The organism is Streptomyces sp. NBC_00247, from assembly GCF_036188265.1.
Classification (GTDB): domain Bacteria; phylum Actinomycetota; class Actinomycetes; order Streptomycetales; family Streptomycetaceae; genus Streptomyces.
This window is the reverse complement of sequence record NZ_CP108093.1, coordinates 4,982,556-4,994,114: the sequence shown is the minus strand read 5'-3', so window position 1 is coordinate 4,994,114 and position 11,559 is coordinate 4,982,556. Positions and strand designations below refer to the sequence as shown.

The following is an 11,559-nucleotide window of genomic DNA, read 5'->3' as shown; positions in this document are numbered from 1 at the left end:
GGAGGAAGACGGGGTCCGGCGAACCGGTCAGACCGCGGCGGGCTGGTGGTAGACGGCCTGCCAGACGGCGTTGCGGATGTCGGCGAACTCCGGTGAGAGCCGGACCGCCTCGGTGCGCGGGTACGGCAGGCCGACGTCGATGACCTGGTGGACACGGCCCGGCCGGGCGGCCATCACGATGACGCGTCCGGCGAGGTAGACGGCCTCGTCCACGTCGTGGGTGATGAAGAGGACGGTCCGCCGGTCGCGGCTCCAGGTGTCCAGCAACTGGTCCTGCAGCTGTACCCGGGTGAGCGCGTCCAGCGCGCCGAACGGCTCGTCCATCAGCAGGACCTGGGGATCGACGGCATAGGCGCGGGCGATGGCGCAGCGCTGCTTCATGCCGCCGGAGAGCGTCTTGGGCAGGGCGTCGGCGAAGTCGCCGAGGCCGACCAGCTCGATCGCCCGCTGAGCCCGCTCCTTGCGCTCCGCCGCCGGCACGGAGGCGAGCTTGAGCCCGAACTCGACGTTGCCGCGCACGGTCAGCCAGGGGAAGAGGGCGTACTGCTGGAAGATCACGCCGCGTTCGGGGCCGGGCCCCGTGACCGGCTTCCCGTCGACGAGGACCGTACCGGAGGTGGGTTCGGCCAGTCCGGCGGCGAGGTTCAGCAGGGTGGACTTGCCGCAGCCGGAGGGGCCGACGACGGTGACGAACTCCTCGTCGCCGATGTCCAGCGAGACGTCGTCGAGCGCGGTGAAGACCGTGTTCTTCACGGGGTAGGTCCGGGAGACCCCGCGGAAGGAGATCTTGGCGTTCATCGGGTTTCCTGCCAGTGGGTGAGGCGTCGTTCGGCGACGAGGAGCAGCCGGTCCATCACCAGGCCGAGCACTCCGATGGAGATCAGCCCGACGAAGATGGTGGGGAGGTCGTAGTAGAGCTGGGCCTGCTGCATGCGGAAGCCCAAGCCCTCGGGGGCGGCGATGAGTTCGGCGGCGACCAGGGTTCCCCAGGCGGAGCCGAGGCCGATCCGCATGCCGACGAGGATGAAGGGCGCGGACGCGGGGACGACGACCTTGAGGAAGATCGTCCCGTCCTTCGCGCCGAGCACCCGCGCCGCGTCGATCAGGGTGCGGTCGACTCCGACGACCCCCTGGAAGGCGGCGAGCACGCTGGAGAGGAACGCGGCGAGGAAGATCACGAAGATCTTGGGCGTCTCGCCGATGCCCATCAGCACGATGGTGAGCGGGATCAGGGCCAGCGGCGGGACGGTCCGGAAGAACTGGACGTACGGCTCCAGCAGGCCCCGGGCCACCGGGTACCAGCCCATCAGGAACCCGACCGGTACGGCGGCCAGGGTGCCCAGGGCGAAGCCGGTCAGTACCCGGCGCACGCTGGCGAGGGCGTCGCCGGCGAGGGTGCCGTCGGAGATCAGCTCTCCCGCCCGGGAGGCGACCTCGCCGGGGCCGGGCAGCACGTCGTAGCCGAGCGGGTTCAGCAGGGCCCAGACGCCGAGGCCCACGACGAGCGCGAGCAGGTTGAGCCCGAGCGAGGAGAGGAAGGAACGCCCGCCGCGCCTGCCGGTGCGGGCCGCACGGCCGCCGGGCGGGGAGGGCGTCGGGTCGTCCGGGGCGGCGGAGACCTTCTCGGCGGGGGAATCCTCGACGAGGGGCTGGTACGGGGTCGTCATGCGTCGTCCTCGGGGAGTGCCGGGCCCGGGTAGCGGGCGAGCAGCGGCGATTCGTGCAGGGCCAGGGCGACGCCGCCGTGCGCGCCGCCCGCTTCGCCGAGCGCGGCGGGGCGCAGCGTCACGCGGTCCCGGGCGAGCGGCAGGACGTGGGCGTCGAGCGCCTCGGCGACCGGGCCGAGCAGGGCCTCGCCGGCCTGGGCGAGCTCACCGCCGAGCACGATCGTGCTGGGGCCGAGGGCGCCCACCACCGAGGCGAGGACGGTCCCGACGAGGGTCCCGGCCCTGCGCAGCACGTCCTCGGCAACCGTGTCCCCGTCCTCCAGCGCGGCCAGGAACGCGGCGAAGTCCCGCGCCTTTTTGCCCCGTTCGCGGTACGCGGCGAGCACGGCCCCGACGGAGGCGACGGTCTCCAGGCAGCCGGTGCCGCCGCATTCGCAGGGGCCGCCCGCCGGGTCGGCGGTGATGTGGCCGAGTTCGCCGGCCAGCCCGTCGACGCCCCGGTGCAGAGCGCCGTTGACGACCAGGCCGCCGCCGACGCCGTGCGAGAGCCGCAGGTAGAGCACGTCGGGGCTGCCGGCCGCGGCGCCCCAGGTGGCCTCCGCGAGGGCGGCGAGACGGGTGTTGTTGTCGATGAGCACGGGGGCGCCGAAGCGGTGGGTCAGCAGCTCCACGAGGTCGGCGAGCGCACCCCCGTGACCGCCGCCCGGCCGGGTGCCCCGGTGCCCCCGCGCCGTCGGCAGGTCCTCGGTCTCCGTACGGCGCACCGGCCCTACGACGCCCACGCCGACCGCACCGGTGGCGCCGAGGGCGGAGAGTCGCAGCGCCCCTCCGGCCAGCGAGGCGACGAGCTTCTCGGCGAGGTCGACGCGGCCCTCCCAGGGGAGGTCCGGCGGGTGCGCGAGGCTGGCCGAACCGATCATCTCGTGCGCGACGTTGGCGGCGGCCACATGGACCGAGCGGCGGGCGAAGTCGATGCCGAGCGCCTGTCCGGCGGCCGGGTCCAGGGTCAGGTGCTCGACGGGACGGCCGCGTTTGCGCGGCCCGGGGTCGGCCGCGCCCGGGACCACCGCACCGCCCGCGACGAGGGTCGCCACGATGTCGTACAGCGTGGTGCGCGAGAGCCCCGAGAGCCGCCCCAGTTCGGCGCGGCTCAACTGGCCGTGCCGGCGCAGCAGGCCGAGCACGCGCTCTTCATGGCCCCGCCTCAGCTGTGCGAGGGGGCCTCTGTGGGAGTGCATGGGCCCCAGCATGAGGAGGCCCGAATTTTTTCGTCAACCTCCCGGAAAAATATTCATGTTGCCGCAATGAGCTGCGCGGGGCCGCGCGCCTCCTCCCGTCGTGGCACGGTGGAGCCGCGCCACGGCGGCAAAGGCTGCGCGGGGCCGCCCGCCGCCTCCTACTCTCTGGCCGGGGAGCCGCCGGTCCCCGACGGCTCCCCGGAACGGCCCGCGCCCCGGAGGATCGAGTTCCAGGGATCGCGGGCCGCTTCCGGTGTCACGCTCCGGCCAGCAGCGCCTCCAGCGCACCGGCCGGCTCCGGATGCCGGGCGAGGAGCGCGGCGCCCGCCGGGGCGGGGGCGGCCGTCTCCCATCCGCCGTCGCAGCCCAGCAGTGCGGCCACCGCGTCGCAGGTCGCGGGGTACGCGGCGAGCAGGGCGACGCCCGTACGCGCTCCGGTACCGGTCGCGGGGCCCCGGGGCGCCGCCGCGTCCGGGGCGGGCTCGCGCCAGGGGGGTACGAAGGTGTCCAGCGCGTCCAGTCGGCCGGGGAAGATCCGTCCGGCCTCCCGGATCAGCAGCGGGGCGAGGTCGGCGCCCTCGGCCCGCAGGGTGGTGATGAGCGTCGGCAGCCAGGGCAGCAGCACCCGGTCGGGAAGGCGTGCGAAGGCGTTCGAGACGGCCTCCACGACGAAGTCGGCGAGCTGCGGCACCGGCTCCAGGGCGTGCAGGAACCCGCTGAGGTAGCGCGGATAGGCGGGCACCACCAGGGGGTTGGCCAGCAGTCCGTCGCACCGCGCGCGCAGTTCCTCCCGGGAGAGCTGCCCGAGGTGTGTGCGGGCCGCCCACAGCAGGGCCACCCGGGCGGGCTCCTCGGGGTGCGACTGGGCGAGGGCCAGCTCCAGCTGGGTACGGTCGCAGCCGAGCGAGAGCGCCAGCCCTTCCATGGAGAAGAGGAAGCCCAGGGTGGCCGCGACCTGGCGGCCGGTCGCCCCCTCGTCGGTGAACGCGGTCGGCAGCAGGGTGCAGTAGTGCGCGTAACCCGCCTTGACGAAGGACTCGATCCACGGCGGGAGCACCGGCTCGCTGGTGCGGTAGTACGCCAGCAGCCGGCGTATCCGGCTCAGCACCTCGGGGGCGCCGTCCACGCCGCGCTCGGTGGTGAGCACCTCCAGGGCACGGGCGCCGAGTTCGGCGGCGAGGCGTCCGCCGCGCAGATGGAGCGTGGCGTCCTCCACCGCCCCGAGCACGGCCGCGGTGGTCGCCCGCGGGGCGTACGCGGCCTTCCGGAGCCGTTGTTCCAGGACCTGTTCGATGCTGACGCCCTCGTACCCCATCTCGATCAGGGCGCGTTGGTCGGTGCCGAGGGCGAGGTCCCAGGACTCCTGGAGGGAGCGCTCGCCGAGCCCTCGTTCCCCCATGATCGGCCGTGCGGTGTCCTGAGGCATCAGCCGGCGCAGCATCCAGAGCACGTCGGAGCAGCGCTCCAGCTCGGGCCGGGCGACCATGTCGAGCAGTGCCCGGCGCACCCCGCGCTGCTGGAGGTCGAGCCCCAGCGGGGCGAGCCGGTCGTGCACGTCGCGGGCGAGCGGCGGCAGCGAGTCGTAGCCGACCCGGCCGATCCGGTCGCCGCCCATCATGATCTCCACGAGCCGGCGCACGTCCCGGCGCCCGGGGACGGAGTCCTTCTCGATGCAGGTGACGGCCGCGTCCTGGAAGTCGTACGGGGTGGGACGGGCCCGGTCGCGCATCCCGGCCAGCAGGATCGAGGTCTCGAAGACGGCGATGGCGTCGGCGGTGGAGGCGAGGTAGCCGTTGCGGCGGGCGGCGCGCACGATCTCCACGGACCAGCCGAGGAGTTCGGCCTCGTCCAGACCGTCCATTACGGGCGGGAGGCGCAGGAATCCGGAGAGCCGGTCGGGGACGTCCTCCGCCGCCGCCGCGGGTGCCGGGGTCCGGTCCTGGGGCTGGGCCTTCGGGACCGTCCGGGCGGCCTTCTTCGTGCCCGCCTGACCGGCCAGGCGGTAGGGCTTCACCCGGGTGCGCTTGAGGTTCTTCGTCCACTGGGTCGCGGCGATCGACACCGACCCCGGGGCGAGGCCGAACTGCGCCTCGATGGCCGTGTGGCTGGAGGGGATCAGGCCGTAGCTCCAGACGCTGGCGCTCGGCGGGCTGATCTCGAAGCCGTCGGCGCCCGCGACGCCGAACTCGGCGACGCGGCTGGCCGCGTGGAACGCGCCGCAGACGTAGAGGCAGTCGGCGGGGTCGGTGCCGGTCGCGGCCAGGTGCTCCCGCATCCGGGTCCACATGTACCGTTCGCGGTCCTCGTCCACGCGGGTGCGCCGCGCGTCCTCGGGCGCGAGGCGCCGGAACAGGCTGCCGATCAGCAGCATGATCTGCCGGTACGTGTCGTGGTCGGCGTCGCCGAGCGGGAGTTCGACGTACTGGTGCCACCACTCCGACCAGTGCCGGACCCGCCCGTGGTGCAGCAGGTGCTCCTCCAGTTCGGCGAAGCGCGGACGCAGGTCGCCGATCTCCACGCCGACCGCGTCACCGTGCAGCGCGGCGTCCTCCTCGGTGGGGACGGGGGCGGCGGGGGCCAGGGACGTCTCCTCGTCCCCTTCGGCGCGTGCCTGCCACTGGAAGACGTGGTCCGACGACCTGTCCACGAGGACCAGTTCGACGCCCGGCGTGTCCAGTGCGTAGGCGATGGCCTGGTACTCGGCGGACGCCTCGGTGATCGGCGCGACCACCGAGAGCGGGGCCCACGCGGCGGGGAAGCCCTCGACCTCGCTCGCGAAGGCCTGCACCGCCACCGGGAGCCGGCAGTTGCGCAGTTCGGTGAGGAGGGGCGCCATGTCCTCGCACAGCTCCAGGTAGACGACCTTCGGCTGCTTCTCCCGCAGCCGCCGGGCCATCGCGGTCGCCGAGGCGGGCGAGTGGTGGCAGACCGGGAAGATCTCCAGCGGTTCGCGCACGGCGCGGTCCACGTCGTCCACGAGGCCGAGGAGGATGCCTTCCAGGGCGTGCGGCCCGTCCGCGAAGGCCGTCGCCGCCGCCTTCAACTGCCCGCGCAGCGCGTCGAACCCGGCGGTTTCCCGCTGTCCCGCGACCGACTGTCCCGCCCCCGGCTGCCCCGCCCCCGGCTGCCCCGCGACCGGCTGCCCCGCGACCGTCACCTCCGCGTCCGTCTCCGTCACGGTGTCCTCCTCTCTCGCTCCGTCGATGAATCCCACGTCCGTCACGCCAGGGTGGCGATCGCGTCCCGGCCGCCCTCCAGGAACTCGGGCCATGCGCCGCCCTCCTCCTTGCCGCGCGGCTCCACGACCCCGTGCAGGTACTTGTTGAGGATGGCCAGGTCCTCGGGCTCGCGCCGGACCAGCGATCCGACGAGCGAGGAGGCGAGGGTACGGGCGGTGAGTTCCCGCTCCCCGAAGAAGTTGCTGTGCAGGATGGCGTCCTCCAGTACGCCGATCTGCTCGGCGCTGGAGAGGGCGGACTCCAGCTTCTCGTCGTCGCTGCCCGCCGCGGCGGCGGAGGCGCGCAGATCGGCGAAGCTCCGCAGGAGTACGTCGAGCAGCGTCGGCGGCACGTCCAGATCGATCCGATGGCGGCGCAGCAGTTCCTCGGTGCGGAAGCGGACGATCTCCGCCTCGCTCCTCTTGTTCGTCACCACGGGGATGCGGACGAAGTTGAAGCGGCGCTTGAGCGCGGAGGAGAGGTCGTTGACACCCCGGTCCCGGCTGTTGGCGGTGGCGATGACCGAGAATCCGGGCTTGGCGAAGACGATGTTGTCGTCGCCCTCACCGCTGCCCAGCTCGGGGACGGAGACGTACTTCTCCGAGAGGATGGAGATCAGCGCGTCCTGGACGTCGCTGGTGGAGCGGGTGAGCTCCTCGAAGCGGCCGATGGTGCCCGTCTCCATGGCGGTCATGATCGGCGAGGGGATCATCGACTCCCGGGACTGGCCCTTGGCTATCACCATCGAGACGTTCCAGGAGTACTTGATGTGGTCCTCGGTGGTGCCGGCCGTGCCCTGCACCACCAGCGTGGAGTTGCGGCTGATGGCGGCGGACAGCAGCTCGGCGAGCCAGCTCTTGCCGGTACCCGGGTCGCCGATCAGCAGCAGCCCGCGGTCGGAGGCGAGGGTGACGATGGAACGCTCCACGAAACTGCGGTCGCCGAACCACTTCTGGGCGATCTCTCGGTCGAGACCGTCGGCGCGCTCGGAGCCCAGGATGAACAGGCGGACCATCTTCGGCGACAGCCGCCAGGAGAACGGCTTGGGGCCGTCGTCCACCGATTCCAGCCAGTCCAGCTCCTCGGCGTACTTGATCTCGGCGGGAGCGCGCAGCAGGTCGGACATGTCGGGCCTTTCGGGGATCGGGAGGGAGCCGGGCGGGAAGCGCGTACTCAGGTGAGGAAGTTCTTCAGCTCGTGGACGAGCTTGCGTATGTGACCGGAGAGGACCGGCGTACCGAGGTCCTTGAAACGTTCGCGGAACCACGGGTTGACGCTGCCGCGTCCGGCGCTGGTCACCGAGCCCACCGGGATGAACTTGACGCCCGAGCGATGGAGGGCGGCCATGCTCTCGAAGAGCGGCTCGCACTGCCATTCGTAGAAGTCGGAGATCCACACCACGACGGTGTTGCGGGGCTCCGCGATCTTCGGCTGGGCCAGTGCCATGGCGACCGTGCCGTCGGTGCCGCCGCCGAGCTGGGTGCGGAGCAGCGTCTCGAAGGGGTCGTGCACCCAGGGGGTGAGGTCGAGGGCCTTGGTGTCGTACGCGACGAGGTGGACGTCGACCTTGGGCAGCCCGGCGAAGATGGAGGCCAGGATGGTGCAGTTGACCATCGAGTCGACCATGGAACCCGACTGGTCGACCACCACGACCAGCCGTTGCGGGGTCGTCTTCCGCGTGGTGTGGCGGTAGTAGAGGCGGTCGACGTAGAGCCGCTCCTCCTCGGGGCTCCAGTTGGTCAGGTTCTTCCAGATCGTGCGGTCGACGTCGAGGTTGCGGAAGACCCGCTTCGGCGGGACCGAGCGGTCCAGCGGCCCGACGGTCGCCTTCTCCACCTGGGTACGCAGCACCTCGGCGACCTCGTCCACGAATCGCCGGATCAGCGCCTTGGCGTTGGCCAGGGCGACACCGTCCAGGTTGTTCTTGTCGCGCAGCAACTGTTCGATCAGCGACATGCTCGGGGTGAGCCGCGCGGCGAGCTTCGGGTCGGCGAGCACCTCGCGCAGCCGCATCCGCCGGACGAGATCCGCTTCGAGGGCGCCGAGTTCGGGGCCGATCGCCGGGATCAGCCGGCTCAGGTCGGGGGACGTACCGCCGCCCGATCCGGTGCGGCTCACGCCGGCGCCCGAGGCGCGGTGGCCGCCGGGGCGTCCGCCACGCAGGGTGCCGGGCTCGCAGCCGAGCGCCCGCTCCAGCCAGCCCGCGTCGGCCTGCCAGCGCGACAACTGCCCGGCGGTGACCGCGCCCCTGCCCGTCGCGAAGACGTTCAGCAGCACCTTCGAGACCAGTGCGGCACGCCGTACCTCGGCCGCCCTGTCCCGGTCGGAGGCGTCGGCGTCGTCGTCCGTCCCCGCTCTCGCCTCCGCTTCCGCCTCCGTCCCTGCTCTCGCCTCCGCGTCCGCGCTCGCTCTCTCGTCCGCGTCCGCGTCGGCGTCCGCCGTCAGCAGCCCGTCGAACTCGGCGGCCAGCCCCGGGTGGCGTTGCACCACCGAGTCGACCGAGGCCTGCGGGTCGAGCAGCGCGGGCGGCAGGCCGATGTCCTCGACCACGGCGAGGCTCGCCGATTCCAGCGCCGCCTGCTCCTCGGGGTCGAAGAGCCGGGCGAGGAGCCGCCAGTAGAGGACCTGACGGCGGTTGTCCTGCGATTCCGCTCCGGGCCCGTCCTCCGGGGCGGCCGTGTCTCCCATGGCTCCCCGGGCTGCCGGGGCTCCTGGGGCTCCCTGGGGTGCCGGGGCTCCTGGGGCTCCCTGGGGCGCCGGGGCTTCGAGTTGTCCGATGTCGTCCGTCCGTCCGGTCATTTCCGCAGCAGCCTTCCGGCGCGTTCGCGCAGTACGGCCGCCGCGTCCGTGGCGGCCTTCTCGGCCCTGGTCCCGGCCTTGTCGGTGGTGCCTCCGGCCCAGGCCCCGGCGTGCACCGCCACCGCCTTCTTCCGCACGGTGGTCTCCACGGCCAGCGGCTGGAGGCGGAACTCCCCCGCGTCCCAGCGGAGCAGTCCGATGCACGCTCCCGAGGCGAGGACGGCCTCGGGGGTGAGCGGTCCGGCGGCCGGAATCCGGTCCGCGTCGACGCCGAGGGTCTGTCCGGCGAGGGTGAACGACACCGAACCGTCCTCCCCGGCCGCCGTGGCGTAGCCGTCGAGGAAGACGGGTACGGCGACGGCCGTGGGGTGCCGGTCCAGCGGGGCGGTCGCCCGGCCGGTCGCGGTGGGCAGGGCGACCCGGGCGGTGGCGAAGGAGTCGGCGGGCTCGCCCGTGCGGGCGTGTCCGGCGCTCCAGACCAGGTCGCCCGCCGCGGTGAGGGGCATGCCGGTCAGCTCCATGGCACGGCCCTCGCCCACCGCCGCGAGCAGCGAGAAGTGGGGGCGGAGCAGTTGCCAGAGCCCGGCGCCGACGACCGAGTCGGGCTTGGGCGCCGACACCGACGCCCGTACCAGGAACGGCGTGGAGCCGTCCGCGGGTTCGAACACGGCGTGCACCTGCGCCTGTACGGCGGTGGCGTGCTCCTGCAGGTCCACCCCGAGCGGCAGCAGCCGACCGGTGGCCGGGACGGTCTCCGGGGCGACGATCGCGCCGGGCACGGTGAGCAGCATCGCCCGCGCCCAGAGGTCGGCCCAGCGCCGGACCGGTACCCGCTCCAGGGTGGCTCCCGGGCAGGACGCGGCGAGTTCGGCGGCGAAGCCGTCCAGAAGGGCGGCCAAGCGGCGCAGTTCCGGGTCGTCGAGCATCGCGGAGACGACCCGGGCCGCCCCCTGGACCACCTCGTGGTCGATGCCTCGCCAGCCGCAGCGGGCCAGGTCACTGAGCCAGGAGCGGGCGGCGACCAGCAGGTTCGCCGGGGTCCCGGCGACGGCGGCGGGGGCTGCCGGTGCGGCCGCCGTACGACCCGCCGCTTCCTGGGCCCGGGAGGTCAGGGCGTCGTGGGCGGCGCCGAGCAGCGCGGCGCGGCCCGCCGCGAGGGCGGTGAAGTGCTCCTCGCCCGCGGCCCCGGACGCCGCCTTCCCGGCCGCCTCGGCGACCCGGGCGGCGAGCGGGCTGCCGGTGAGAGCCTCCGCGAACTCCGCCAGCGCGGCGGCCTGGGCGGGGCCCGGCCGGAGCAGGCCGGTCACCAGGACCCGGTCGAAGGAGTCGGCGGCGGCCAACGCCTCTTCGAGTCCGTCGATCTCCCGGGTGAGCAGGTCGGCGCGCATCAGGCCGCCACCGCCCCGTACGGCGACCGGGTCGGCGGGAACCACTGCATCTCGGGCAGCGGCAGCGTGGTCGGGGCGAGTTCGAGGTAGGCGAGGTGGTGCAGGAACCGGCTGAAGACGGGTGCGGCGGCCTTGCTGTCCGCCGGGCCGGGGCGGGTGGCCGTCATGGTGGCGGTGATGCCCGCCGCGCTCGGCTCGCCGTCGGCGGACTCGGCCTTGAGGTAGCGGGCCACGCGCTCGGCGCCGTACTGGAGGACGGACTCGTTGACCAGGGCACGTATGTGGTTGCAGAAGCCCCCGCGCGCTCCGCCGCAGGGACGGTTGTTGTTGGTGCTGCAGGCGTAGGCGAAGGTCCGTGTCTCGACGGACGAGACGTAGACGCGCTCGATGTCCGACCCGCTGGAGACCACGCCCTGCAACCTGCCGTCGGCGAGTTCCACGAACGGGACCTTGGCGAGCTTGCGCGGCCGGGCGGGCGGGATCACCCGCGCCGTGCTCGACCTCTCCATTTCTGACGACACGTCATCTCCTGTGTGTTCGAAGGGCCTTTACGACCCGAAGGGGTTTCCGCGCAGAGGGGGGCACCGCGCCGCGACGGCGGAGGCGGAACACGAATGAACATACGTGCGCCCACTGACAACGCGGTCGGCTCGCCCCGCACCGGACCGGGCACCGCCCCCGGCAGGCCGCCGGACCGCCGCCTGCCAGGTCGTCGCGCCACCCCACCCCCGTTCGCGCCACCCCCCGCCACACGGCCGTATGCGGGGTCTCTCGCGTGTCAACCCTGGCGAATCGGTGTTTCGGGGTGACCAGGAGGGCTTGGCGTCGTTGGCGACTGTGTTTGCGCAAGAAACAACTTCATGGAGGACGGCGCGATGTACGAGATGCTGACCAGACTGCTGGTCGAGGAGTTCGGGCTTGACGAGGACCAGGTGCGGCCCGACGCGACGGCCCGTCAACTGGAACTGGACTCGCTCTCCCTGGCGGAGTTGGCGGTGATCATCACCGAGTCCACCGGGGTACGCCTGGAGGACGTGGAGATGAGTCCCGACAGCACCCTGGGGCAGATGGCGGCGGAGTTCGACCGGGCGCGCCCCCCGGCCACGGCCGCCGCGCCGTCGCCCGGCCCGGCCCGCCCGGAGGCCGCGACCGCGGCCCCCTCACCCGATCAGGCCCGGTCCGAGGCCCCCGCACCGTCGTTCGACCAGGCTCTGTTCGTCGCGCCTGCCCAGTCGTGAAGGCCGGTGTC

Annotated in this window: 9 protein-coding genes; 1 reads left to right on the top strand and 8 read right to left on the bottom strand. The window is 73.2% G+C overall.

The window, feature by feature from the left end:
* Positions 1–27: 27 nt before the first annotated feature.
* The 8 genes from OHT52_RS21695 to OHT52_RS21660 form a co-directional block, all read right to left on the bottom strand.
* Positions 28–798: an ABC transporter ATP-binding protein gene (locus OHT52_RS21695; RefSeq protein ID WP_328721843.1), complete on the bottom strand. Its 771-nt coding sequence runs from the start codon at positions 796–798 to the stop codon at positions 28–30.
* Positions 795–1,667 (bottom strand): ABC transporter permease, encoded by an 873-nt coding sequence (locus OHT52_RS21690; protein WP_328721842.1) that lies wholly within the window; start codon positions 1,665–1,667, stop codon positions 795–797. Before OHT52_RS21690 ends, OHT52_RS21695 begins: the two co-directional genes overlap by 4 nt.
* A complete protein-coding gene (locus OHT52_RS21685; protein WP_328721841.1) occupies positions 1,664–2,917 on the bottom strand; it encodes an ROK family protein in 1,254 nt (417 codons plus the stop codon). Before OHT52_RS21685 ends, OHT52_RS21690 begins: the two co-directional genes overlap by 4 nt.
* Before the next feature lie 244 nt (positions 2,918–3,161).
* Positions 3,162–5,960 carry a hypothetical protein gene (locus tag OHT52_RS21680; protein ID WP_328723839.1) on the bottom strand — a complete coding sequence of 933 codons (2,799 nt, stop codon included), beginning with the start codon at positions 5,958–5,960 and terminating at the stop codon, positions 3,162–3,164.
* A gap of 164 nt (positions 5,961–6,124) precedes the next feature.
* Positions 6,125–7,249: an ATP-binding protein gene (locus OHT52_RS21675; protein WP_328721840.1), complete on the bottom strand. Its 1,125-nt coding sequence runs from the start codon at positions 7,247–7,249 to the stop codon at positions 6,125–6,127.
* A gap of 47 nt (positions 7,250–7,296) precedes the next feature.
* Positions 7,297–8,811: a VWA domain-containing protein gene (locus OHT52_RS21670; protein ID WP_328721839.1), complete on the bottom strand. Its 1,515-nt coding sequence runs from the start codon at positions 8,809–8,811 to the stop codon at positions 7,297–7,299.
* A 107-nt stretch (positions 8,812–8,918) separates the two neighbouring features.
* Positions 8,919–10,355, bottom strand: coding sequence for a hypothetical protein (locus tag OHT52_RS21665; RefSeq protein WP_443046630.1), 1,437 nt, complete (start codon positions 10,353–10,355; stop codon positions 8,919–8,921).
* Positions 10,310–10,819: a hypothetical protein gene (locus OHT52_RS21660; RefSeq protein ID WP_328723837.1), complete on the bottom strand. Its 510-nt coding sequence runs from the start codon at positions 10,817–10,819 to the stop codon at positions 10,310–10,312. The genes OHT52_RS21665 and OHT52_RS21660 overlap by 46 nt, the downstream gene beginning before the upstream one ends.
* 351 nt (positions 10,820–11,170) lie before the next feature.
* Here OHT52_RS21660 and OHT52_RS21655 point away from each other — a divergent pair, with 351 nt between their 5' ends.
* Positions 11,171–11,548, top strand: a complete 378-nt coding sequence (locus OHT52_RS21655; RefSeq protein WP_328721838.1) for an acyl carrier protein — start codon at positions 11,171–11,173, stop codon at positions 11,546–11,548.
* The last annotated feature ends 11 nt before the right edge of the window (positions 11,549–11,559 follow it).

Bases quoted from the DNA above. Each gene is read 5' to 3' on its own strand.
- OHT52_RS21695 (WP_328721843.1), bottom strand. From the start codon at position 798: ATGAACGCCAAGATCTCCTTCCGCGGGGTCTCCCGGACCTACCCCGTG.
- OHT52_RS21690 (WP_328721842.1), bottom strand. From the start codon at position 1,667: ATGACGACCCCGTACCAGCCCCTCGTCGAGGATTCCCCCGCCGAGAAG.
- OHT52_RS21685 (WP_328721841.1), bottom strand. From the start codon at position 2,917: ATGCTGGGGCCCATGCACTCCCACAGAGGCCCCCTCGCACAGCTGAGG.
- OHT52_RS21675 (WP_328721840.1), bottom strand. From the start codon at position 7,249: ATGTCCGACCTGCTGCGCGCTCCCGCCGAGATCAAGTACGCCGAGGAG.
- OHT52_RS21670 (WP_328721839.1), bottom strand. From the start codon at position 8,811: ATGGGAGACACGGCCGCCCCGGAGGACGGGCCCGGAGCGGAATCGCAG.
- OHT52_RS21660 (WP_328723837.1), bottom strand. From the start codon at position 10,819: ATGGAGAGGTCGAGCACGGCGCGGGTGATCCCGCCCGCCCGGCCGCGC.
- OHT52_RS21655 (WP_328721838.1), top strand. From the start codon at position 11,171: ATGGAGGACGGCGCGATGTACGAGATGCTGACCAGACTGCTGGTCGAG.